The sequence below is a fragment of the Kitasatospora sp. NPDC029367 genome, from assembly GCF_055569135.1.
In genome coordinates, this window is record NZ_JBVHYH010000025.1 from 78,878 (window position 1) to 102,907 (window position 24,030).

At 72.7% G+C, this 24,030-nt stretch carries 16 protein-coding genes and 1 pseudogene; all 17 read left to right on the plus strand.

Features of this window, described 5'->3' with window-relative positions; all coding sequences use genetic code 11:
- Positions 1-128: 128 nt before the first annotated feature.
- The 17 genes and pseudogenes from ACZ4W5_RS16515 to serA all read left to right on the plus strand — a co-directional run bounded on the left by ACZ4W5_RS16515 (position 129) and on the right by serA (position 23,914).
- Entirely contained in the window at positions 129-590 is a 462-nt protein-coding gene (locus ACZ4W5_RS16515; RefSeq protein ID WP_465655135.1) for an NUDIX hydrolase, read from the plus strand.
- Between the two features lie 57 nt (positions 591-647).
- Positions 648-1,172: an LOG family protein gene (locus ACZ4W5_RS16520; protein ID WP_360232973.1), complete on the plus strand. Its 525-nt coding sequence runs from the start codon at positions 648-650 to the stop codon at positions 1,170-1,172.
- 13 nt (positions 1,173-1,185) lie between these two features.
- Entirely contained in the window at positions 1,186-1,875 is a 690-nt protein-coding gene (locus tag ACZ4W5_RS16525; protein WP_465655120.1) for an SDR family oxidoreductase, read from the plus strand.
- Positions 1,876-1,961: 86 nt separating this feature from the next.
- Entirely contained in the window at positions 1,962-2,972 is a 1,011-nt protein-coding gene (locus tag ACZ4W5_RS16530; protein ID WP_360232977.1) for a methionine synthase, read from the plus strand.
- Positions 2,973-2,991: 19 nt separating this feature from the next.
- A complete protein-coding gene (gene ligA, locus ACZ4W5_RS16535) occupies positions 2,992-5,280 on the plus strand; it encodes an NAD-dependent DNA ligase LigA (RefSeq protein ID WP_465655122.1) in 2,289 nt (762 codons plus the stop codon).
- Between the two features lie 385 nt (positions 5,281-5,665).
- Positions 5,666-7,417, plus strand: a pseudogene (locus ACZ4W5_RS16540) (putative bifunctional diguanylate cyclase/phosphodiesterase); the annotation flags it as partial.
- A gap of 195 nt (positions 7,418-7,612) precedes the next feature.
- Positions 7,613-7,909 (plus strand): Asp-tRNA(Asn)/Glu-tRNA(Gln) amidotransferase subunit GatC, encoded by a 297-nt coding sequence (gene gatC, locus ACZ4W5_RS16545; RefSeq protein WP_030057414.1) that lies wholly within the window; start codon positions 7,613-7,615, stop codon positions 7,907-7,909.
- A 5-nt stretch (positions 7,910-7,914) separates the two neighbouring features.
- On the plus strand, positions 7,915-9,408 hold the full coding sequence (gene gatA / locus ACZ4W5_RS16550) for an Asp-tRNA(Asn)/Glu-tRNA(Gln) amidotransferase subunit GatA (RefSeq protein ID WP_360232986.1): 1,494 nt from the start codon (positions 7,915-7,917) through the stop codon (positions 9,406-9,408).
- On the plus strand, positions 9,405-9,662 hold the full coding sequence (locus ACZ4W5_RS16555) for a hypothetical protein (RefSeq protein ID WP_360232989.1): 258 nt from the start codon (positions 9,405-9,407) through the stop codon (positions 9,660-9,662). The genes gatA and ACZ4W5_RS16555 overlap by 4 nt, the downstream gene beginning before the upstream one ends.
- An 81-nt stretch (positions 9,663-9,743) precedes the next feature.
- Entirely contained in the window at positions 9,744-11,243 is a 1,500-nt protein-coding gene (gatB, locus tag ACZ4W5_RS16560; protein WP_465655137.1) for an Asp-tRNA(Asn)/Glu-tRNA(Gln) amidotransferase subunit GatB, read from the plus strand.
- 256 nt (positions 11,244-11,499) lie between these two features.
- Positions 11,500-11,658 (plus strand): hypothetical protein, encoded by a 159-nt coding sequence (locus tag ACZ4W5_RS16565; RefSeq protein WP_360232995.1) that lies wholly within the window; start codon positions 11,500-11,502, stop codon positions 11,656-11,658.
- Between the two features lie 134 nt (positions 11,659-11,792).
- Positions 11,793-14,840, plus strand: coding sequence for a helix-turn-helix transcriptional regulator (locus ACZ4W5_RS16570; RefSeq protein ID WP_465655124.1), 3,048 nt, complete (start codon positions 11,793-11,795; stop codon positions 14,838-14,840).
- Between the two features lie 477 nt (positions 14,841-15,317).
- Complete coding sequence (locus tag ACZ4W5_RS16575) at positions 15,318-18,251, plus strand: putative bifunctional diguanylate cyclase/phosphodiesterase (protein WP_465655139.1); 2,934 nt, start codon at positions 15,318-15,320, stop codon at positions 18,249-18,251.
- A 329-nt stretch (positions 18,252-18,580) separates the two neighbouring features.
- A complete protein-coding gene (locus tag ACZ4W5_RS16580; RefSeq protein WP_360233001.1) occupies positions 18,581-20,428 on the plus strand; it encodes an acetolactate synthase large subunit in 1,848 nt (615 codons plus the stop codon).
- A 36-nt stretch (positions 20,429-20,464) separates the two neighbouring features.
- On the plus strand, positions 20,465-20,989 hold the full coding sequence (ilvN, locus tag ACZ4W5_RS16585) for an acetolactate synthase small subunit (RefSeq protein WP_097236150.1): 525 nt from the start codon (positions 20,465-20,467) through the stop codon (positions 20,987-20,989).
- A 106-nt stretch (positions 20,990-21,095) separates the two neighbouring features.
- On the plus strand, positions 21,096-22,094 hold the full coding sequence (ilvC, locus tag ACZ4W5_RS16590) for a ketol-acid reductoisomerase (protein ID WP_360233004.1): 999 nt from the start codon (positions 21,096-21,098) through the stop codon (positions 22,092-22,094).
- A gap of 233 nt (positions 22,095-22,327) precedes the next feature.
- Positions 22,328-23,914 carry a phosphoglycerate dehydrogenase gene (serA, locus tag ACZ4W5_RS16595; protein WP_402481593.1) on the plus strand — a complete coding sequence of 529 codons (1,587 nt, stop codon included), beginning with the start codon at positions 22,328-22,330 and terminating at the stop codon, positions 23,912-23,914.
- The last annotated feature ends 116 nt before the right edge of the window (positions 23,915-24,030 follow it).

The following is a 24,030-nucleotide window of genomic DNA, read 5'->3' on the forward strand; positions in this document are numbered from 1 at the left end:
CGTACCCCCCCCCCCCCCCCCCCCCCCCCCCCCCCCCCCCCCCCCCCCCCCCCCCCTTCCTCCCCCCCCCCCCCCCCCCCCCCCCCCCCCCCCGGGCCCGTTCAGCGCCATAGTCTTTCAGGGCTCCTATCCTCCTGCACATGAGTAACAGCGCCGGGAATGCCCAGTCAACGCCGCTCCACTCGGTGTCCGTCGCCGGGGCGGTGGTGCGCGAGGACGGCCGGGTTCTGGCGATCCGCCGGGCCGACAACGGGACCTGGGAGCCCCCGGGCGGGGTGCTGGAGCTGACCGAGTCGGTTGAGGACGGCGTGCGCCGCGAGGTCTACGAGGAGACCGGGATCAAGGTTCGGGTGGAACGGTTGACCGGCGTCTACAAGAACGTGAGCCGTGGAATCGTCGCCCTGGTCTTCCGCTGCCGACCGGAGACCGGGGCGGAGCGGCTCTCCGACGAGTCGGTCGAAGTCGACTGGCTCACACCTGCCGAGGTCTCCGACCGCATGGCCGAGGTCTACTCCGTGCGCCTGTTGGATGCGTTCCGGGACGACACGGCACCGAGCATCCGAACCCACGACGGCCGCCACCTGCTGTGACCCGGCGGCCAAACCCGGTGGGCGGGGGCGGGCGGGCGTGATAGACCAGTCGGCATTATGAACATCTGCGTCTTCTGCTCCGCGTACTCGCTCGACGACCGCTACACCGCCCCCGCCGCCGAGTTCGCCCGGCTCCTGGGGGAGGGCGGGCACACCCTGGTCTGGGGCGGCTCCAACGCCGGCCTGATGGGCCTGCTCGCCGACGAGGTGAAGGCGGCGGGCGGCCGGTTGGTCGGCGTGCTGGTCGAGATGCTCAAGCACAAGGGCTACGTCGGCGCCGACGAGCTGGTGATGACCGCCGATCTGGCCGAGCGCAAGCGGGAGTTGGCCGCCCGGGCGGACGCCGTCGTGGTGCTGGTCGGCGGGCTGGGCACGATGGACGAGGTCACCGAGGTGCTGGAGCTCAAGAAGCACGGGATCTTCGACAAGCCGGTCGTCCTGCTGGACACCGAGGGCTTCTACGCGGGCCTGCGCACCCAGCTGGAGCGGATGGACGCCGAGGGCTTCCTGCCGCGCCCGCTCTCCGAGCTGGTCGGCTTCGCCGACACGCCCGCCGAGGTCTTCACGCTGCTCAAGGCCTGAGAGGATCGGGGCCATGGCTGCACATCTGATCACCGGTGCCGGTTCCGGCATCGGCGCCGTCCTGACCGAGAAGCTCGCCGAGCGCGGGGACGAGCTCTGGCTGCTCGCCCGGGACGCCCGGCGGGCCGGCGAGCTGCGGGACCGCTTCCCCGGCGCCCGCACCCTGGTCGGCAACCTCGGCGACCCCGCCAAGCTCTCCTGGGCCTTCGGGCAGCAGCAGCTGCCCGTCACCCTCGACTCGCTGCTGCACGTCGCGGGCATGGTCGAGCTCGGCACGGTCGGCGACCTGCCGGTGAAGGCCTGGCAGGACACCCTGAACGTCAACCTGGTCGCCCCCGCCGAGCTGACCCGGCTGCTGCTGCCCTCGCTGCGCCTGGCCAAGGGCCATGTGGTGCTGGTCAACTCCGGCGCGGGCCTGACCGCCCACGCCGAGTGGTCGGCGTACGCGGCCAGCAAGCACGGGCTCAAGGCGCTCGCCGACGCGCTGCGCCAGGAGGAGCACGCGAACGGCGTGCGGGTCACCTCGGTCTACCCGGGCCGCACCGCCACCGCGATGCAGGCCAAGGTGCACCAGCAGGAGGGCAAGGAGTACGACCCCGGCCGCTGGATCGAGCCGGAGTCCGTCGCGAAGGCCGTCCTCGCCGCCCTGGACGCCTCCCGGGACGCCGAGATCACCGACATCACCGTCCGCCCGGGACGCTGAGGGCTGCCGAGGGTAGCTGAGGGCCGCTGAGGGCCGCCGAGGCCCGCTGACGAACCGGCCCGGCGCCGCGCACTAGGCTCGGACGGGTGAGCACTCCGAACGCCTTCCCCGACCTGCGCGGCGCCGCCACCGGCGTCGGCTCGCTGCCCGGCACCGATGCCCGGGAGGCCGCCAAGACCTCCACCGGCGCGCTGGAGCAGCTCCCGTTCCTGCCCGAGCTGCCCGCCCGCGGGCCGGGCGCCGACATGATCGGCCGCAGCGCCGGCCTGCTGGTGGAACTCTTCGCGCAGACCGAGCCCAGCGGCTGGCGGTTCGCCGACCGCCCCGGCCGGGACACCCGCCGCGCCCACTCCTGGCTCGGCGAGGACCTGGACGCCCTGGAGGAGTTCACCCAGGGGTACCGGGGGGCGCTCAAGGTCCAGGCCGTGGGCCCGTGGACGCTGGCGGCCGCCATCGAGCTCAAGCACGGCGAGAAGGCCCTCGCCGACCGCGGCGCCTGCCGGGACGTCGCCGGCTCGCTCACCGAGGGGCTGCGCCGCCACCTGGCCGAGGTCCGCAAGCGCGTCCCGGGGGCCGAGGTGGTGCTCCAGCTGGACGAGCCCTCGCTGCCCGCCGTGCTGGCCGGGCAGGTGAAGACCGCCAGCGGCTTCCAGCGGCTGCGCGCCGTCGACCGGCAGGTCGCCGAGGAGGTGCTGCGCGAGCTGGTCCGCGGCCTGGACGCGCCGGTCGTGGTGCACTCCTGCGCGCCGGACGTCCCGATTCCGCTGCTGCGCCGGGCCGGTGCCGCCGGGATCTCGCTGGACTTCTCCCTCCTCACCGAGCGCCAGGACGAGGACCTGGGCGAGGCGGTGGAGGGCGGCACGGCGATCCTCGCTGGTGTCGTCCCCTCCGTTGACCAGGTGGTGTCGGACCCGGCCGGTAGTGTCCAGGGGATCAGGACCTTGTGGCGCAGGCTCGGGTTCGCTCCGGAGCTGCTGGGCCGCCGCGTGCTGGTGACGCCGACCTGCGGGCTCGCCGGGGCCTCCCCGGCGTACGCGCGCAAGGCGCTGTCGCTCGCCGCGCGGGCGGCGCAGAGCCTGGTGGACAACCCGGAATGAGAACGTAGGAGGGCTTGCGGTGACGGCTGTCGAGGGCTGGGAGGACGTCCCGGCGGAGGTGCGCCGGCGGCACGCCGAGCTGGCGCAGGAGATCACCGACCACCGAGCCCGGTACTACGAGCAGGACGCGCCGGTCGTCAGCGACGCCGAGTTCGACGCGCTGATGCGCGAACTGGAGGAGCTGGAGGCCGAGCACCCGGCCCTGGTGACGCCGGAGTCGCCGACCCAGCGGGTCGGCGGCGCCCCCACCGCGCTGTTCGCCGCCGTCGAGCACCGCGAGCGGCTGCTCAGCCTGGACAACGCGATGGACGACGAGGAGCTCGGCGCCTGGGCGGACCGCGTCGCCACCGAGCTGCACGGCATCGAGTACCACTACCTGTGCGAGCTCAAGGTGGACGGCCTGGCCGTCAACCTCACCTACGAGAAAGGCCAGTTGGTGCAGGCGGCGACCCGCGGCGACGGCCGGGTCGGCGAGGACATCACCGCCAACGTCCGCACCATCAAGGAGATCCCGCACCGGCTCAAGGGCGAGAACGTCCCCGAGCTGGTGGAGATCCGCGGCGAGGTCTACTTCCCGACCGAGGAGTTCGACGCGCTCAACGCCTCGTTCGCGGCGGAGAACGAGCGCCGCCGGCAGGAGAACGAGGAGCGCGCCAAGGAGGGCAAGCGGCCCCGGGCGATGATCCGGCTGTTCATGAACCCCCGCAACGCCGCCGCCGGTTCGCTGCGCCAGAAGGACCCGCACGTCACCGCCTCCCGCCCGCTGCACATGGTGGTGCACGGCATCGGCGCCCGGGTCGGCTTCGACATCGACAACCAGTCGCATGCCTACCGGTTGCTGCACGACTGGGGCCTGCCCACCGCCCGGCACAACAAGGTGGTCGGCACGCTGGCCGAGGTGCGGGCCTTCATCAAGCACTTCGGCGAGCAGCGGCACTCGGTCGAGCACGAGATCGACGGCGTCGTGGTCAAGGTGGACGAGATCGCCCTCCAGGGCCGGCTCGGCGCCACCTCCAAGTCCCCGCGCTGGGCGATCGCCTGGAAGTACCCGCCGGAGGAGGTCACCGGCAAGCTGGCCGAGATCAAGGTCGGCATCGGGCGCACCGGCCGGGCCACCCCGTACGCGGTGCTGGCCGAGCCGGTGAAGGTGGCCGGCTCGATGGTGCAGTACGCGACGCTGCACAACCAGGACGTGGTCAAGGCCAAGGACGTCCTGCTCGGGGACACCGTGGTGCTGCGCAAGGCCGGTGACGTCATCCCGGAGATCCTCGGCCCGGTCTACGACCTGCGGGACGGCACCGAGCAGGCCTTCGTGATGCCCTCGCACTGCCCGGAGTGCGGCACCGAACTGCGCCCGATGTCCGAGGGGGACATCGACCTGCGCTGCCCCAACGCCCAGCACTGCCCGGCCCAGATCCGGGAGCGGATCGCCTTCCTCGGCGGGCGCTCCTGCCTGGACGTCGAGGGCCTGGGCTACGTCGCGGCCACCGCGCTGACCCAGCCGCTGGAGCCGGCCGAGGCCCCGGTGCACAACGAGGGGGACGTCTTCGGGCTGACGGCGGAGCAACTGCTGCCGATCAAGGTGCTGGTGCGCGACCAGAAGACCGGCATGCCCAAGCTGGACGACCGGACGGGCAAGGAGAAGGAGGTCTTCTTCTTCGCCACGACCAAGGGCGAGCCGAAGAAGTCGCTGCAGACCCTGCTGGACAACCTGGAGGCGGCGAAGGACCGTCCGCTCTGGCGCTTCCTGAACGGCCTGTCGATCCGGCACGTTGGTCCGGTGGCGGCGCAGGAGCTGGCGCGTGAGTTCCGTGACCTGGACCGGGTCTTCTCGGCCACCGAGGAGGAGCTGGCGGCGGTCGAGGGCGTGGGACCGACCATCGCCCGCTCGATCCGGGAGTGGTTCGAGGAGGAGTGGCACCGGGAGATCCTGGAGAAGTGGCGGGCCGCCGGGGTCCGCTTCGTCGAGGAGTTCGCGGACGAGGAGGCGGCGGAGCGTCCGCTGGAGGGCCTGACCGTGGTCGTCACCGGGACGCTGGCCGGCCACACCCGGGACGGCGCCAAGGAGGCGCTGACCTCGCGTGGAGCGAAGGTGACCGGTTCGGTTTCGAAGAAGACCGACTTCGTGGTCGCCGGTGACAACCCCGGGTCCAAGTATGACAAGGCAGTTCAGCTCGGCCTGCCGGTCCTGGACGACGCCGGCTTCGCGGTGCTGCTCGCCGACGGACCGTCTGCCGCCCGTGCCCACCTGGGACTTCCGGAGCCCGCGGCGGCGGAGGCGGCCGTCGAGGCACCCGCGGAGGGCTGAGCCCGGGCGGACCCGAGCGGCCGCCGGCCGGATCCGGGTTGTTATCGTCCTGATGCGGCGTCACCGGGTGCCGTCCAGTGAAAGCGGGCATTGTGTCACTGTGCGACACCCGGGCGCGGTGGCGCGTTTCCGGTTGTCCGAAAGTCTGCCCACCGGGGAGACCCCGGCATACCCTGGAGCGCAACAGAGTGTCAGCAGGGGTGGGGGCACCGGCTGAGCCGGTGCTCCTCGGGGTCGCTCCATGCCCGGCAGCTGTCGGTACCGGCACGGTGCCTCACCGTAAGGCGGCCTGACGGGGCGGGCCCGACGGAGGACAGGGCTTATGGATCGTTCGACCGGCGGCGCGCCCACACGCCCGCCGCAGGGGGTGGCAGGTGCGGTCCTGCTGCTCGGCGTGCTGCTGGCCGGAGCCGCGCCGCTCATCCCGCTGGCCGTCCTGGTCTACCGGTTCGAACCCGAACTGCTGCCGCTGTTCGCGGTACCGCTGGCCGTCCTGGTGGCGGCCTGGCGGATCGCCCGGGACCGGGCCCGCGACCAGCTGACCGATCCCCTGACGGATCTGCCCAACCGTCAGGCCTTACTGCTGGCCGCCCAGGAGGCCATCGTCGAGCGCGAGGAGGGTTACAGCGTCGGTCTCATCCTGCTTGACCTCGACCGCTTCCGATCACTCAACGACACACTTGGTCATACGGCCGGTGACCGCCTCCTGGTTCACATTGCCCGCCGGCTCCATCGGGCGCTGCGCTCCGGCGGCCCCGCCGGCAGCGCCACCCGGGAGTCCATCGACGACGTCTTCGCCGGTCTGCCCCGGCACTACCGGCGCGGACGCCCCATGGTGGCCCGGATGGGCGGCGACGAGTTCGCCGTCCTGCTCCCCGGCATCAACTGCCCCGACAGCCTGGAGCGGGTCGCCAAGGCGCTGATCGCCGAACTCGCCGCGCCGATCCGGCTGGACGGCCTGCTGCTGGTGCTGGAGGCCAGCGCCGGCGTCTGCGTCTACCCGCAGGGCGCCCAGGACGCCGAGTCGCTGCTGCGCCGCGCCGACGTGGCGATGGGCCACGCCCAGCGCGAGTGCAGCGGGGTCGCCCAGTACGACGAGACCCAGGACGCCGACACCCCGTACCGGATCGGCCTGCTCGGGGACCTGCGCCGGGCCCTGGAGACCGGTGAGGTGCAGCTGCACTACCAGCCGAAGGTGGCCTTCGACGGCCGGGTGGTCGGCCTGGAGGCGCTGCTGCGCTGGGAGCGGCCGGGGCAGGGGAAGGTCTCCCCGGACGAGTTCGTCGGGCTCGCCGAGTCCAGCGGACTGATGCCCCGGCTCACCGACTACGTGCTGGAGGCGGCGGTCGGCCAGCTCGCCTACTGGCGCGACCAGGGCCTCCAGGTGCAGGTCGCGGTCAACGTCTCGCCGCGCGACGTGCTCAACCCCGGCTTCGCCCAGCGCGTCGCCGGGCACCTGGTCCGCCACCAGGTGCCGGCCCACGCGCTCCAGCTGGAGATCACCGAGCGGCTGCTGCTGGACGACTCCCGGCGCGCCGCCGACACCCTGGCGGAGCTGCGCGGCTACGGCGTCGGGATGTCCCTGGACGACTTCGGCACCGGGCACTCCTCGCTGGTGCGGCTGCGCAGCCTGCCGGTCGGCGAGCTCAAGATCGACCGCTCCTTCGTCTCCCGGATGGTCGCCGACGACCACGACGCGGCGGTGGTCCGCTGCTCGGTCGAGCTGGCCCACTCGCTCGGCCTGACCGTGGTCGCCGAGGGCGTCGAGGACGACGAGACCTGGGAGCGGCTGCACTGCATGGGCGTGGACGCCGTCCAGGGCTGGCTGGTGTCCGCGGCCCTGCCCGCCGAGCAAGCCACCGCCTGGCTGCGGGTGCACCGCACCACCGGTGCCCCGACGGTGGAGCGCCTCGGCGCCCCGCCGCAGCTCCCGTCGATCATCAAGCCGGTCGACCGGTCCGCCGCGGTCAAGCCGGCCGACCGGCCGGCCACGCTGCCCCCGGTGCTGCCGCCGACCCTCCCGCCGGTGCTGCCGCCCGCCCTGCAGGCCGGGCAGCGCGGCCAGGCGCTGCCCGCCGCGCAGGTCGGCTTCCAGACGCCGGGCGCGCAGGGTTGGGCCCGGACCGGGCCGCAGTAGCCGCAGGGGTGACGGGGGCGACGGGGGCGGTAACGGGGCCGCGGCTCCACTCGTTGGCCGGTGGCCGGGCCGGGCCCCATAGGATGGGGTCCAAAGACCACGAGGACGGAGCGCCGAACCCGGCTGCTCCTGCCCGGGCCCGGCACCGCGCAGGCGTCGCCGGGTCTCACCAGAACTCACCCTGAGGATCGCTGCATGCCTGGCATCACGCGCGAGGAGGTCGCCCACCTCGCCCGGCTGTCGCGTCTTGAGCTGAAGCCCGAAGAGCTGGACCACTTCGCCGAGCAGCTCGACGTGATCATCGGCGCGGTCGCCCGCGTTTCCGAGGTCGCCGGACAGGACGTCCCGCCGACCTCCCACCCGCTGCCGCTGACCAACGTCATGCGCGCGGACGAGGTGCGGCCGTCGCTGACCCCGGAGCAGGCGCTGTCCGGCGCCCCCGCCGCCGAGGAGCAGCGTTTCCGTGTGCCGCAGATCCTCGGGGAGGACTGAGCGAGATGACCGAGCTGATCAAGTACACCGCGGCCGAGACCGCGGGCGCCATCGCCAAGGGTGAGGTCTCCGCCGTCGAGGTCGCCCAGGCGCACCTGGACCGCATCGAGGCCGTCGACAAGAAGGTCAACGCCTTCCTGCACGTCGACACCGAGGGTGCGCTGGCCGCCGCCAAGGCCGTCGACGACAAGCGCGCCAAGGGCGAGGAGCTGGGCCCGCTGGCCGGCGTCCCGCTCGCGCTCAAGGACGTCTTCACCACCAAGGGCATCCCGACCACCTGTGGGTCCAAGATGCTCGAGGGCTGGATCCCGCCCTACGACGCCACCCTGACCACCCGTCTCAAGGACGCCGGTGTGGTCATCCTCGGCAAGACCAACATGGACGAGTTCGCGATGGGCTCCTCCACCGAGAACTCGGCCTACGGCCCGACCGGCAACCCGTGGGACCTCACCCGCATCCCCGGCGGCTCCGGCGGCGGTTCGGCCGCCGCGCTGGCCGCCTTCGAGGCCCCGCTGGCGATCGGCACCGACACCGGCGGCTCGATCCGCCAGCCCGGCGCCGTCACCGGCACCGTCGGCGTCAAGCCGACCTACGGCTCGGTGTCCCGCTACGGCCTGGTCGCCTTCTCCAGCAGCCTGGACCAGGGCGGCCCGTGCGCCCGTACGGTGCTGGACGCGGCCCTGCTGCACGAGGCCATCGCCGGCCACGACCCGCTGGACTCCACCTCGATCGACGCGCCCGTCCCGGCCGTGGTCGAGGCCGCGAAGATGCGCGACATCCGCGGCATGCGGATCGGCGTCGTCAAGGAGTTCGCGGGCGAGGGCTACCAGGCCGGCGTGATGCAGCGCTTCGCCGAGTCGGTGGAGCTGCTGCGCGAGCTGGGCGCCGAGGTCGTCGAGGTGTCCTGCCCGTCGTTCACCCTGGCGCTGCCGGCGTACTACCTGATCGCGCCGTCGGAGTGCTCCTCCAACCTGGCCCGCTTCGACGCCATGCGCTACGGCCTGCGGGTCGGCGACGACGGCTCGCGCTCGGCCGAGGAGGTCACCGCGCTGACCCGCGAGGCCGGCTTCGGCGACGAGGTCAAGCGCCGCATCATCCTGGGCACCTACGCCCTCTCCTCGGGCTACTACGACGCCTACTACGGCTCGGCCCAGAAGGTCCGCACGCTCATCTCGCGGGACTTCGACGCCGCCTTCGCCGGTGTGGACGTGCTGGTCTCGCCGACCACGCCGACCACCGCCTTCCCGATCGGCGAGCGCGCCGACGACCCGATGGCGATGTACCTGGCCGACCTGTGCACGATCCCGTCCAACCTGGCGGGCAACGCGGCCATGTCGCTGCCGGTCGGCCTGGCGCCGGAGGACAATCTCCCGGTCGGCCTGCAGATCATCGCTCCCGCGATGGCGGACGACCGCCTGTACCGCGTGGGCGGCGCCGTCGAGGCCGCACTCAACGACAAGTGGGGGCACACCCTGCTGGAGGAGGTACCGGCACTGTGAGCAAGATCGAGAAGGCCAAGGCCCCGAGCTCCCTCAAGGGGTGGAAGCACAGCAAGCCCGGCCTGTGGCTGTCCATCGGCACCAGCGCGTTCGGTGCGGTCTCCGTGGTCAAGGACGTCCGCAAGGCGCGCGAGGAGAGCGACACCCTCAAGCTGGTCAACGCCCTGGTCGGCGCCGCCGCGCTGATCACCGGCACCGCCCTGCTGGTGCGCGAGCTGCGTCAGCTCGCCTCCGACGACGTACTGCTGGGCTGACGCCCCGGCCCGGCCCCGCGCGACGCGGCGGCCGGGCCCGTACCTCCCAAGCTTCAAGTGAGAAGGGACGCTGTGAGCGTCATGAACATGGTCTCCTACGAGGACGCTCTCGCGTCGTACGACCCGGTGATGGGCCTTGAGGTCCACGTCGAGCTGGGTACCAAGACCAAGATGTTCTGCGGTTGCTCGACCGAGCTGGGCGCCGAGCCGAACAGCCAGACCTGCCCGACCTGCCTGGGCCTGCCGGGCTCGCTCCCGGTGGTCAACGCGGTCGGCGTGGAGTCGGCCGTCAAGATCGGCCTGGCGCTGAACTGCGAGATCGCCGAGTGGTGCCGGTTCGCGCGGAAGAACTACTTCTACCCGGACATGCCCAAGAACTTCCAGACCTCGCAGTACGACGAGCCGATCGCCTTCAACGGCTACCTCGACGTGCAGCTGGAGGACGGCTCGACCTTCCGGGTGGAGATCGAGCGCGCCCACATGGAGGAGGACACCGGCAAGTCCAGCCACGTCGGCGGCGCCACCGGTCGCATCCACGGGGCCACCCACTCGCTGCTCGACTACAACCGGGCCGGCATCCCGCTGATCGAGATCGTCACCAAGCCGATCGTCGGCGCCGGCGAGCGCGCCCCCGAGGTCGCCAAGGCGTACGTGGCCGAGCTGCGCGAGCTGATCAAGGCGCTGGGCGTCTCCGAGGCCCGGATGGACAAGGGCCAGATGCGCTGCGACGTCAACCTGTCGCTGCGCCCGAACGGCACCGAGACCTTCGGCACCCGCTCGGAGACCAAGAACGTCAACTCCCTGCGCAGCGTGGAGCGGGCCGCCCGGTTCGAGATCCAGCGGCACGCCACCGTGCTGACCGACGGCGGCACCATCGTCCAGGAGACCCGCCACTTCCACGAGGACGACGGCACCACCACCTCGGGCCGGATCAAGGACAACGCCGAGGACTACCGCTACTTCCCCGAGCCGGACCTGGTGCCGGTGGCCCCCGCCCGGGAGTGGGTCGAGGAGCTGCGGGCCGGGCTTCCGGAGCTGCCGCGGGTGCGGCGCGCCCGGCTGCAGGCCGAGTGGGGCCTGTCCGACAAGGACATGCAGTCGGTGCTCAACGCCGGTGCGGTGGAGCCGATCCAGGAGACCATCGCGGCCGGCGCCCCCGCCGACCAGGCCCGCAAGTGGTGGATGGGCGAGCTGGCCCGTCGCGCCAACGAGACCGGCACCGAGCTGAGCGAGCAGCCGATCACCCCGGCGCAGGTCGCCCGGGTCACCGCGCTGGTCGCCGAGGGCAAGCTGAACGACAAGCTGGCCCGCCAGGTCATCGAGGCCGTGCTGGCCGGCGAGGGCGAGCCGGACGAGGTCGTCGAGAAGCGCGGCCTGGCCGTGGTCTCGGACGACTCCGCGCTGGGCGCCGCGGTCGACCAGGCCATCGCCGAGAACGAGGCGATCGCCGCCAAGATCCGCGACGGCAAGGTCGCCGCCGTGGGCGCGCTGGTCGGCGCGGTCATGAAGGCCACCCGCGGCCAGGCGGACGCGGCCCGGGTCAAGGATCTGATCCTGGAGCGGCTCGGCGTCTCCAGCTGAGTCATTCATGGGTTCCTAGGTCGTCAAGCCCGCCTTCCTAAGGCACCTAAGGCATCTAAGGCCCTCTAAGTAAGGCCTAAGGCCCCGTCTCACCTACGTATCTAGGTGAGACGGGGCCTTAAACCTTTTCTGGCGCCGAATCTAAGGCACTCGGCCTTCGGAAGATGGGGCACGCTCCCGATGTGGCACCCCCCACTGGGGGAGGAAGCTCTTACATGTCAGGGAAACGAAGGTGAAACCCCAGGGGGAACCCGAAGTGATCGAGTACCAGCTCATCCAGCAGCAGGCCCACGAGCTCGAAGCCCGCGCCGAGCACGAGCGTCTGGTCCGCGAGGCCAGGCAGGTCGCCCGGCTGCGCCGCCGTCCGGTGGCCGCCCGCTTCCAGCGGCGCCCCGTGCGTCAGACGGAATGCTGACGACCCGGCACCAGGACGGTGCCGATGCAGTTCCGGAGGGGGAGGCGCCGCGGGTGAGCGCCTCCCCCTCCGGGCGTTCGCCCCGCGAGATAACCCCTCTCACCAGTGGCTCCGGCTATGGCATGCTCGCCTCCATGCAGCAGATATCGGTGAGTCCCGTCTTCGTCGGCCGCGGCAGCGAGATCACCGAACTGACCGACGCGCTGCGCCGGGCGGGCAGCGGCAGCCCGCAGGCCGTGCTGATCGGCGGCGAGGCCGGGATCGGCAAGACCCGGCTGCTGGAGGAGTTCCTGCAGCGGGCCGCCGACGGGGGAGCGGTCACCACGCTCGGCAGCTGTCTGGAGGTCGGCGCCGAGGGCCTGCCCTACGCCCCGCTGGCCGCCGCACTGCGCCGGCTGCACCGCTCGCTGGGCACCGAGTTCGAGGCGGCCGCGGCCGGCAGCGAGGGCCATCTCGCCCGGCTGCTCTCCGAGTTCGGCGAGGGGGACGGCGAACCCAACGACGAGTACGGCCGGGCCCGACTGTTCGAGCACACCGCAAGACTGTTCGAACGGTTCGGCGCGGAACGTACCCTCGTGCTCGCGGTGGAGGACCTGCACTGGTCCGACCGCTCCACCCGCGAGTTGCTCGCCTTCCTGGTGCGCACCCTGCACCGCTCCCGGGTGCTGCTGGTCGCCACCTACCGCACCGACGACCTGCACCGCCGCCACCCGCTGCGCCCCTTCCTGGCCGAGCTGGAGCGGCTGCGCACCGTGCAGCGCCTGGAGCTGGAGCGGTTCGGCCGCCGCGAGGTCGCGGCCCAGCTGGCCGGCATCCTCGGTACCGGCGCCCCCGACCGTCAGCTGGTGGACCGGATCCTGCGCCGCTCGGAGGGGAACCCGTTCTTCGTCGAGGAACTGGCCACCGCCTTCGAGGACGGCTGCGGCGCCGGCCTGACCGACTCGCTGCGCGACATCCTGCTGGTCCGGGTGGAGAGCCTGGACGAGGAGGCCCAGAAGGTGGTGCGGATCGCCGCCGAGGGCGGCTCGCACGTCGAACACGCCCTGCTGGCCGCCGTCCTGGCCGACGACGAGGAGGCGCTGATCGAGGCGCTGCGGGCGGCCGTCGGCGCCAACATCCTGCGCCCGGACAGCGAGGGCGAGGGCTACCGGTTCCGGCACGCGCTGGTCCGCGAGGCCGTCTCGGACGACCTGCTGCCCGGCGAACGGCACCGGATCAACCGCAGGTTCGCGCTCGCCGTGGAGGCCCGGCCGCAGCTCGTCCCGGCGGACGCGCTGCCCGCCCGGCTGGCCAACTACTGGTACCACGCCCACGACCCGGCCCGGGCCCTGCCGACCGCCCTGGACGCCGCCCGCGCGGCCCGCCGCCGCAATGCCTTCGCCGAGCAACTCGGCATGCTGGAACGGGCGTTGGAGCTGTGGGACTTGGTCTCCGAGGACGTTCTGGCGCACACCCTGCGCCCGTACGACTGGGCCGAGACCTATCCGCCCGGCGCCTGCGACCACAGCCCCGCGGACGCGGACTGCGACCGGATCCAACTGGTCGACGTGCTGGCCGAGGCGGTGGTCGCGGCCCGGCGCTGCGGCGACCGCGAGCGCGGGCTGAGCCTGGCCAAGCGCGGCATCCGGCTGGTCGACGAGGCCGAGCACCCGGTGCGCGCCGCCTGGTTCCGGATCAACCGGGCCCGGATGCTGGGCAACCTGCGCCGCTCCGGGGACGACGAGGAGATCACCCGCGCCCACCGGCTGGTGGAGCACCTGCCGCCATCCGCGACCCAGGCCGAGGTGTTCGCCCTGGCCGCGGGCGTGTCGGTGGTCCGCGGGCCCCGCCCCGAGCACCTGGAGCTGGCCGAGCGGGCGATCGGGATCGCCCGGCAGGTCGGCGCCCACTCGGTCGAGGTGCACGCCCGGATGACCCTCGGCAGCCTGCGCTACGACCTGCTGGGCGACGCCGAGGGCGGGCTGGCCGAGCTGACGGCCGCGGTCGAGCGGGCCCGGGCGCTGGGCATCCCCGACCTCCTGCTGCGCGGCATCAACAACCTGGCCAGCATGCAGCGCGGACTGGGCCGGGCCGAGGAGGCCGTCCGACTGGCCCGGGAGGGCCTGGAGTTCGCGGACGGCAACGGCCTGCAGCGCAACATCGGCAACATCCTGACGGGCAACCTGGTGGAGGCGCTCGCCGACCTCGGGCAGGTGCGGGAGGCGGAGGAGCTGCTCGACGCCAGCGAGCTGATCGGGCTGCCCGGCTCGCACGCGGAGTTCCTGGACCGGATGCGCGGCGACCTCGCCCTGCTGCGGGGCGACCTCGCGACCGCGGCGACCATGCTGGCCCAGGCCCGGTCCGCCAACCGGACCGGCCAGGCGCAGCACAGCGTGCCGATCAGTCGGCTGGCAGTGCGGATCGCCGCGCACACCGGGCGGCCGCTGGACGCCCGGGCGGAACTGCTCGCCGCGCTCGCGGAGGAGGGGCGGCTCGGCTACGAGTCCGACGTCTACCCGCTGCTGGTGGAGGCCGCCGGGGTGGAGGCGGACAGCCTGGGCGTGCCGGAGACCGCGGCGGGCCGGGCCGAGGCGCTGACCGCGATCGCCGCCGCGGCCACCCAGCTGCGGCCCCAGTCGCCGCTGCACCACGGCTGGGCCCGGCTGCTGGAGGCCGAGCTGGCCCGGGCCGCGGCCGCCGACACGGCCGAGCACTGGGCGCAGGCGGCCACCGAGCTGCGGGCGACCGGCCTGCCGTACCCGCTGGCGCTCGCCCTGCTGCGCGGCGCCGAGGCCCAGGTGCGGGCGGGGCGGCGCGAGGCCGCGACCGAACTGCTGCGCGAGGCGGGCGAACTGGCGGACGCCCGGGGGGACCGGCCGCTCGGGGCGCAGGTCACCGCACTGGCGGAGCGCGCGGGGCTCACCCTGGCCCCGGTGGAACGCCCGGCCGCCGCGAGCGGACCGGCTCCGGCGGTCGGGGACTCCTTCGGGCTCACCCCCCGTGAGCGGGACGTGCTCCGGTTGCTCGCCCGGGGCTGGACCAACCGGCAGATCGCCGAGGAGCTGTACATCTCTCCGAAGACCGCAAGCGTGCACGTGTCCAACATCCTGGGCAAGCTGGAGGTCGGCGGTCGAGGCGAGGCCGCCGCGCTGGCCCACCGGTTGCGTCTGTTCCCCGACGACCTGGCCCCCTCGGGGCGGTGAACCCGCAGGTCGCCGACCGTGTCCGGACGGTCGGCGACCGGTGCCCCCGGGGTGGGTGGGCGCCGTCGCGTGCTCCCGTGCGCGCCGCGTGAGCCCCTGTCCGCGCGCCGCCGCCAACCGGGCCGATCGGTCGGAATGGGGTGCCTTTCCCCGCTCTGTCGCCATTACTCTAAGTTGAGTGTGCGTGTCATTGAGTGACGGAATTGGTGTAGGGTCCCGAACGGGAGCATCGGTGCGGTGCGGTGGCCGGACGGCCGCCCACCCCCTGGGCCGCCGTCCCGACGGGGCGCCAGGCCACCGCGTACGGTCGAGAGGTGCGCGGCCGGTGGTCCGTGGCCGGGGCGCCAGGCCCCGGGCCGGAGGGGGAGAGGCCGAGTGAGCTCCACCGATACGGTGCTGCCCGGATCCGGACGACCGGGCGTACCGCCCGCCGACACGTCCGAGCCCGAGCCGCCGGGGCCGGTCGGACGCGGCCCGCTGGGCCGGCTCCGGGAGAGCCGCTCGCTGCCCGGACTGGTCCTCGGTGCGCTCTGCCTGGCCTATGCGCTGGGCGCCGCCACCAACTGGGGATCCAGCCAACTCGCCTCCTTCATGGGCGACTTCGGGCTCGCCGCGGCGGCCCTGGCGGCCGCGCTGTCCTGCCTGGTGTACGGCTGCACGGTCGCCGGCCACGCCCGCCCGGCCTGGCTGCTGTTCGGCCTCTCCTCGCTCATGGTGGCCTTCGGCAACGGCACCTGGGGCTGGTACGAGGTGGTGGTGCGCACCGCGCTGCCGCAGGACTCGCTCGCCCCGTACGCCTTCCTGCTGTTCGCCCCGCTCGCCATCACCGGTGTGCTGGTGCTCGCCCAGCACCCGCGGACGGCGGCCGGCTGGCTGTGCCTGCTGCTCGACGGCTGGCTGATCGCCGGCTCGCTGTTCACCCTCAGCTGGAGCCTGGCGCTCGGCCGGATCGCGGCCGGCGAGGCCGGCTCCCCGCTGCGGCTGGCCCTCAACCTGGCCTACCCGGTGCTGGACATCCTGCTGGTCAGCCTGGTGGTGGGGCTGCGCTTCGGCGGCCGGGACGGCAACCGGGCGGCGGTGCACACCGCGATGCTCGCGCTCGCCGTCACGGTCATCTGCGACGCCCTGTTCACCTCCCCCGAGCTGCACAGCAACTACCACTCCGGCGAACTGCTGGACGCCGGCTGGTTCTCCGGCAGCCTGCTGCTCGCCTGGGCGCCGTGGTCGTCGCGCTGGCGCCGCCCGCTGCGCGAGCACCCCTCGGCCGGCGGTCTGCCGCGCCGCCGGGTGGCCACCACGTTCAGTGCGCTCACGCCGTACGCGGCCGCCGCGGTGTGCACCGCCGGAATCCTCTACAACGCCCTCGGCGGGCGGCAGTTGGACCGCGTGGTGGCCGCGGCCGCGTGCACCGTCGGGCTGGCACTGATCCTCAGGCAGGGCGTCATGCTGCTCGACAACCTCTCGCTGGCCCAGGAGCTCGCCCACAAGGAGTCGCACTTCCGCTCCCTGGTGCAGGGGTCCAGCGACGTCATCATGATCGCCGGGGCCAACGGCGTGCTCTCGTACGTCTCCCCGGCGGCGCTGGGCGTCTACGGGCGGGACCCGGAGGAACTGGTCGGCGGCAACCTGCTGGACCTGGTCCACCCCGAGGACGTGGACCGGGTGCTCGCCGAGGTCCGCCGCTACCTCGCGCGGGTGCGCCTCGCCGCCCACCGCACCCCGGGCACGGTCGAGCCCTCGGCCCGGGTGGAGTGCCGGATCAGCTCCGGGATCGGGGAGTGGCTGCACGTCGAGTCGACCGTCAGCCGGCACCGCGACGGGCTGCTGCTGAACAGCCGGGACGTCACCGAACGCGTCATGCTCCAGGCCCAGTTGCAGCACAACGCCTTCCACGACCCGCTCACCGACCTGCCCAACCGGGCGCTGTTCACCCAGCGGCTGCGCGGCGCCCTCGGCACCCGCGGCCAGCAGGGCGGGACGGGCGCCGGCGTCGCGGTGCTCTTCCTCGACCTGGACGGCTTCAAGGCGGTCAACGACACCGCCGGCCACCAGGTCGGCGACGAACTGCTGGTGCAGGCCGCCCGCCGGCTGCAGGGCGCCGTCCGCTGCGGGGACACCGTGGCCCGGTTCGGCGGCGACGAGTTCGCCGCGCTGGTCTGCGGCCCGCTCGGCCGGCTCCAGGTCCAGGAGCTGGCCGAGCGGCTGCGGGTCGCGCTGTCCGAGCCGTACTGGATCGGCGGCGTCGAACTCGGCGTCGCCGCCAGCATCGGCATCGCCTTCGGCACCCCCGAACGCGGCCCGGCCGCCGACCCCAGGGCTGCCGCCGACGAGCTGATGCGCAACGCCGACCTGGCGATGTACCGGGCCAAGTCCGAGGGCAAGGGCCGGGTGGTGCTCTACGCCCCCGCGATGCGGGCCGACCTGGAACGCCGCACCGAGCTGGAGGAACGGCTGCGGGTGGCCGTCCGGGAGGGCGGCTTCACCCTGCTCCACCAGCCCGTGGTGGACCTCGCCAGCGGCGCGGTGACCGCCGTCGAGGCCCAGGCCCGCTGGCGTTCGGCGGGCGGGCTGCTGCTCACCCCGGCCGAGTTCATGCGCTCGACCGAGCACGGCGACGCGGCGACCCGCTTCTCCCGCTGGCTGGTGCACGAGGCGGTGGCGGCCGCGGCCGACCGCCGCGACCCGGCCGGCCGGCGCCCCGGCGCCCCGGCGCCCGTCCCGGTGGCCGTCCGGCTCTCGGTCGAGCGGCTCTGCTCGCCCGGCCTGTACGAGACGGTGGCCGCGGCGCTGCGCGACAGCGGGCTGCCGGCCGGCGAGCTGGTGATCGAGGTGGCCCGGATGGGCCCGGACCAGCTCGCGGACGAACTCGGCCGCCGGCTGGCCGCGCTGCGCGGACTCGGCGTCTCCACCTGGCTGGCCGGCTACGGAGCGGGCAGCGGCTCGCTGGGGGCGCTCGGCAGACTGCCGCTGGACGGGCTCAAGCTGGACCGCACGCTGGTCCAGGACCTGGGCGAGTCCGCGCTCAGCCGCACCCTGGCCGGGCACGCCCTGCGGCTCGGCCGGGACCTCGGGATGGCCACCGCCGCCGAGGGGGTGGACCTGCCCCGGCAGGTCGCCGCCCTCCAGGAGCTGGGCTGCCGGCTGGGCCAGGGCTCGGCCTTCGCCCCGCCGCTGGACGAGACCCGGCTGCGCCGGGCGCTGGCCCGCCGCGGCTATCCGCTGCCCAAGCCGCTCGGCCCGCTCTCCGCCCGCCGCGCCCACCTCGCCCCGGACACCCGGACGAGTGGCCGCACGGACGCCCAGGGGGGACGTGTCGTACCTCACCACGGGGCCCCCGACCTGCCCGAACACCGGGCCGTGGCCGGTCCGGGAGCCGGTCCGCATGGCGAGACGGTCATCCCACCTGCTTGACACGCCACCCCGGACGGGAGGAAGGTCGTTGCCATGCGCACCCGAATTCTCGTACTTGGCGGGCGCGTCGGCTGAGTGGGCTCGCACGCCCCGCTCGTGACAGACCGACGCGCCACCCCTCGCATGCCCTTGGGCACGAGGGGTTTTTTGTTGCACTGACGCTGTTCCCACCGCAAGACCCCTGGCCCCGACCGCCCCGAAGCGTCCGACTTGTCGGAATCGGCGGGACGATTGAGGCAGAGCCGGCGATCGGCCCGGACCGGGACCCCACCCTCGCAGCACCGGGGCCCGCAGCACCGGGCCGGCAAAACCCGAGAAGAGACAGGCAGATGACCGAGCACGCCGCATCCCCCCGCCGCGGGGACACCCCGGCCGCCCAGGCTCCCCAGCACGTCGTCGAGACCATGACCGGCGCCCAGTCGCTCATCCGCTCGCTCGAGGCCGTGGGCGCCGACACCGTCTTCGGCATCCCGGGCGGGGCCATCCTTCCCGCGTACGACCCGCTGATGGACTCGGTCAAGGTGCGCCACATCCTGGTCCGGCACGAGCAGGGCGCCGGTCACGCCGCCACCGGCTACGCCCAGGCCACCGGCCGGGTCGGGGTCTGCATGGCCACCTCCGGCCCCGGTGCCACCAACCTGGTCACCCCGATCGCCGACGCGTACATGGACTCCGTGCCGATCGTCGCGATCACCGGCCAGGTCGCCTCCAAGGCGATCGGCACCGACGCCTTCCAGGAGGCGGACATCTGCGGCATCACGATGCCGATCACCAAGCACAACTACCTGGTCACCGACCCGGCCGAGATCCCCCGGGTGATCGCCGAGGCCTTCCACATCGCCGCCACCGGCCGCCCCGGCCCGGTCCTGGTCGACATCGCCAAGGACGCCCTCCAGGCCACCACCACCTTCCGCTGGCCGGTCGAGACCGCGCTGCCCGGCTACCGCCCGGTCACCAAGCCGCACGCGAAGCAGATCCGCGAGGCCGCGAAGCTGCTGGTCGCCAGCAAGCGCCCGGTGCTCTACGTCGGCGGTGGCGTGCTCAAGGCGAACGCCACCGCCGAGCTGCGGATCCTCGCCGAGCTGACCGGCGCCCCGGTCGTCACCACCCTGATGGCGCTCGGCGCCTTCCCGGACAGCCACCCGCAGCACCTGGGCATGCCCGGCATGCACGGCTCCGTCCCGGCCGTCACCGCGCTGCAGAAGTCGGACCTGCTGTTCACCCTCGGCGCCCGCTTCGACGACCGGGTCACCGGCAAGCTGGACAGCTTCGCCCCGTACGCCAAGATCGTGCACGCGGACATCGACCCGGCCGAGATCGGCAAGAACCGCCCGGCGGACGTGCCGATCGTCGGCGACGCCCGCGAGGTGCTGGCCGACCTGATCGTCGCCGTCCAGGCCGAGTTCGACGCCGGCCACAAGGGCGACTACGCCGAGTGGTGGGAGAAGCTCGACGAGTGGAAGAAGACCTACCCGCTGGGCTTCGAGCCGGCCCCGGACGGCCAGCTCTCCCCGCAGCAGGTCATCGAGCGGATCGGCCAACTGGTCGGCCCGGAGGCGATCTACGCGGCGGGCGTCGGCCAGCACCAGATGTGGAGCTCGCAGTACATCCGCTTCGAGAAGCCCGGCACCTGGCTCAACTCCGGCGGCGCCGGCACCATGGGCTACGCCGTCCCGGCGGCGATGGGCGCCAAGGCGGGCCGCCCGGAGTCGGCGGTCTGGGCCATCGACGGCGACGGCTGCTTCCAGATGACCAACCAGGAACTGGTCACCTGCGCCCTGAACGACATCCCGATCAAGGTCGCGGTCATCAACAACGGCTCGCTGGGCATGGTCCGGCAGTGGCAGACGCTGTTCTACAACCAGCGCTACTCCAACACCGTGCTGCACTCCGGCCCGGAGCACGACGGCATCGAGCCGCCGGCCCAGGGCACCCGGATCCCCGACTTCGTCCTGCTGTCCGAGGCGATGGGCTGCGTCGGCCTGCGCTGCGAGCGCCCCGAGGACCTCGACGCGGTGATCCGGCAGGCGATGGAGATCAACGACCGCCCGGTGGTCATCGACTTCATCGTCCACCAGGACGCGATGGTGTGGCCGATGGTCGCGGCCGGCACCAGCAACGACGAGATCCAGTTCGCCAAGGGCGTCCGGCCCGACTTCGGCGACGATCTCGACTGACCGCCCCGAAACCCTCCAGAACGACTGAGGAACCACATGTCCAAGCACACCCTCTCCGTCCTGGTCGAGAACAAGCCCGGCGTGCTCGCCCGCATCGCCGCGCTGTTCTCCCGTCGGGGCTTCAACATCGACTCCCTCGCCGTCGGCCCGACCGAGCACCCGGACGTGTCCCGGATGACGATCGTGGTCAACGTCGAGGACCTCCCGCTGGAACAGGTCACCAAGCAGCTCAACAAGCTCGTGAACGTGATAAAGATCGTCGAACTCGACCAGGCCGCTGCGATCCAGCGGGAACTGGTCCTGGTGAAGGTCCGCGCCGACAACGAGACCCGGTCGCAGATCGTCGAGATCGTCCAGCTGTTCCGTGCCAAGACCGTCGACGTGTCGCCGGAGGCGGTGACCATCGAGGCCACCGGCAGCTCGGACAAGCTGGAGGCCATGCTCCGGATGCTGGAGCCTTACGGCATCAAGGAGTTGGTCCAGTCCGGCCTGGTCGCCATCGGCCGCGGCGCGCGTTCCATCACGGACCGCTCGCTGCGCGCCCTCGACCGCAGCGCCTGACCCCAGCGCTGTCTCACCTTCTGAAGTAAAACGACCGCACCGCGCCGGGTGCGCATACGGTAGGAAACCGCGTACCCGGCACCCACACGCAAGGAGATGTGCCCCCGTGGCCGAGCTGTTCTACGAAGACGACGCCGACCTGTCCATCATCCAGGGCCGCAAGGTCGCGGTCATCGGCTACGGCAGCCAGGGCCACGCCCACGCGCTGTCCCTGCGCGACTCCGGCGCCGACGTCCGGGTCGGCCTCAAGCCGGAGTCCAAGTCCCGCGCCAAGGCCGAGGAGGCCGGGCTGCGCGTGGTCACCCCCGCCGAGGCCGCCGCCGAGGCCGACGTCATCATGATCCTGGTGCCGGACCCGATCCAGGCCGACGTCTACGAGGCCGACATCGCGCCGCACCTCAAGGCGGGCGACGCCCTGTTCTTCGGCCACGGCCTGAACATCCGCTTCGGCTTCATCAAGCCCCCGGCGGACGTCGACGTCTGCATGGTCGCCCCGAAGGGCCCGGGCCACCTGGTCCGCCGCCAGTACGAGGAGGGCCGCGGCGTCCCCGCGATCGTCGCGGTCGAGCAGGACGCCTCGGGCAACGCCTTCGCCCTCGCGCTGTCCTACGCCAAGGGCCTGGGCGCCACCAAGGCCGGCGTCATCAAGACCACCTTCACCGAGGAGACCGAGACCGACCTGTTCGGCGAGCAGGCCGTCCTCTGCGGTGGCACCGCCGCCCTGGTGAAGGCCGGGTTCGAGACCCTGGTCGAGGCCGGCTACCAGCCGGAGATCGCCTACTTCGAGTGCCTGCACGAGCTCAAGCTGATCGTCGACCTGATGTACGAGGGCGGCCTGGAGAAGATGCGGTGGTCGGTCTCCGAGACCGCCGAGTGGGGCGACTACGTCACCGGCCCGCGCATCATCACCGCCGACACCAAGGCCGAGATGAAGAAGGTCCTGGCCGAGATCCAGGACGGCACCTTCGCCAACACCTGGATCGCCGAGTACAAGGCCGGTCTGCCCAAGTACAACGAGTACAAGAAGGCCGACGAGGACCACCTGCTGGAGACCACCGGCAAGAAGCTGCGCTCGCTGATGAGCTGGGTCAACGAGAAGGCCTGAACCTCCTCGGGGCGGTGCATTTTGTAACGCCCTTGTACAAGTCGGCTGCTCTCGTCCGGGTGATTTCGCCGGACGGGAGCAGCCGGGCACCCAGCCCGTCGATACACTCCGAGTGCGCGTCAGGCCCACAGCGTCGTGCGTCTACTTACGCGGCATGCCACCTTCCCCGCCCTCACACGCCACCTACGTGCGCCGGGGAACCGGACAGTTAAGGACCCACTGTCGTGAGCACTGTGACATCCAGAAGCGCCGTCGTTCTGATCGCCGAAGAGCTTTCGCCCGCCACCGTCGACGCCCTCGGCCCCGACTTCGAGATCCGCCACTGCAACGGCGCCGACCGCACCGAGCTGCTCACCGCGATCGCCGACGTGGACGCGATCCTGATCCGCTCCGCCACCAAGGTCGACGCCGAGGCGCTGGCCGCCGCCCGCAAGCTCAAGGTCGTCGCCCGGGCCGGCGTCGGCCTGGACAACGTGGACGTGTCCGCCGCCACCAAGGCCGGCGTGATGGTCGTGAACGCGCCGACCTCCAACATCGTCACCGCCGCCGAGCTCGCCTGCGGCCTGCTGATCTCCGTCGCCCGCAACATCGCCCCGGCCAACGCGGCGCTCAAGCAGGGCGAGTGGAAGCGCAACAAGTACACCGGCGTCGAGCTGAGCGAGAAGACCCTCGGCGTGGTCGGCCTCGGCCGGATCGGTGTCCTGGTCGCCCAGCGGATGTCCGCGTTCGGGATGAAGATCGTCGCGTACGACCCCTACATCCAGGCCGCCCGGGCCGCCCAGATGGGCGTCAAGCTGGTCTCGCTGGAGGAGCTGCTGGAGGTCTCGGACTTCATCACCGTCCACCTCCCCAAGACCCCCGAGACGATCGGCCTGATCGGCGACGAGGCGCTGCACAAGGTCAAGCCGAGCGTGCGCATCGTCAACGCCGCCCGCGGCGGCATCGTGGACGAGGAGGCGCTCGCCGCCGCCCTGCGCGAGGGCCGGGTGGCCGGCGCGGGCCTGGACGTCTACGCCAAGGAGCCGTGCACCGACTCCCCGCTGTTCGCCTTCGACAACGTGGTCGCCACCCCGCACCTGGGCGCCTCCACCGACGAGGCGCAGGAGAAGGCCGGCATCGCGGTCGCCAGGTCGGTGCGCCTGGCGCTGGCCGGCGAGCTGGTACCGGACGCCGTCAACGTCCAGGGCGGCGTGATCGCCGAGGACGTGCGCCCGGGCCTGCCGCTGGCCGAGAAGCTCGGCCGGATCTTCACCGCGCTGGCCGGCGAGGTGGCCGTCCGGCTGGACGTCGAGGTCCGCGGCGAGATCACCCAGCACGACGTGAAGGTGCTCGAACTGTCCGCGCTCAAGGGCGTGTTCGAGGACGTCGTGGCGGAGACCGTGTCCTACGTCAACGCCCCGCTTTTCGCCCAGGAGCGCGGTGTCGAGGTCCGCCTGACCACCTCCAGCGAGAGCGCCGAGCACCGCAACGTGATCACCGTGCGCGGCACGCTCGGCAACGGCGAGGAGATCGCCATCTCCGGCACGCTGGCCGGCCCCAAGCAGGCCCAGAAGATCGTCGGTGTGGACACCTTCGACGTCGACGTGGCGCTCACCGACCACATGGCCTTCTTCAAGTACGAGGACCGCCCCGGCGTGGTCGGCGTGCTCGGCCGCCACCTCGGTGACGCGGGCATCAACATCGCGGGCATGCAGGTCGCCCGGGACGGCGGCAGCGCGCTCGCCTCGATCACCGTGGACAGCGAGATCCCGCAGGACGTGCTGACGGCGATCGCCGCCGAGATCGGCGCCCGCTTCGCGCGCTCGGTCGACCTGGGCTGACCCCCGCACCGCCCTGACCAGGGCCCGGGGGGGGGGGGGGGGGGGGGGGGGGGGGGGGGGGGGGGTGGGGGCGGGGGGGGGGGGGGGGGGGGGGGGGGGGGGGGGGGGGCAGAGAG

Coding starts and splice junctions, on each gene's coding strand:
- ilvN (WP_097236150.1), top strand. CDS start 20,465: ATGTCCAAGCACACCCTCTCCGTCCTGGTCGAGAACAAGCCCGGCGTG.
- ACZ4W5_RS16580 (WP_360233001.1), top strand. CDS start 18,581: ATGACCGAGCACGCCGCATCCCCCCGCCGCGGGGACACCCCGGCCGCC.
- ACZ4W5_RS16525 (WP_465655120.1), top strand. CDS start 1,186: ATGGCTGCACATCTGATCACCGGTGCCGGTTCCGGCATCGGCGCCGTC.
- ACZ4W5_RS16570 (WP_465655124.1), top strand. CDS start 11,793: ATGCAGCAGATATCGGTGAGTCCCGTCTTCGTCGGCCGCGGCAGCGAG.
- gatB (WP_465655137.1), top strand. CDS start 9,744: ATGAACATGGTCTCCTACGAGGACGCTCTCGCGTCGTACGACCCGGTG.
- gatC (WP_030057414.1), top strand. CDS start 7,613: ATGCCTGGCATCACGCGCGAGGAGGTCGCCCACCTCGCCCGGCTGTCG.
- gatA (WP_360232986.1), top strand. CDS start 7,915: ATGACCGAGCTGATCAAGTACACCGCGGCCGAGACCGCGGGCGCCATC.
- ACZ4W5_RS16520 (WP_360232973.1), top strand. CDS start 648: ATGAACATCTGCGTCTTCTGCTCCGCGTACTCGCTCGACGACCGCTAC.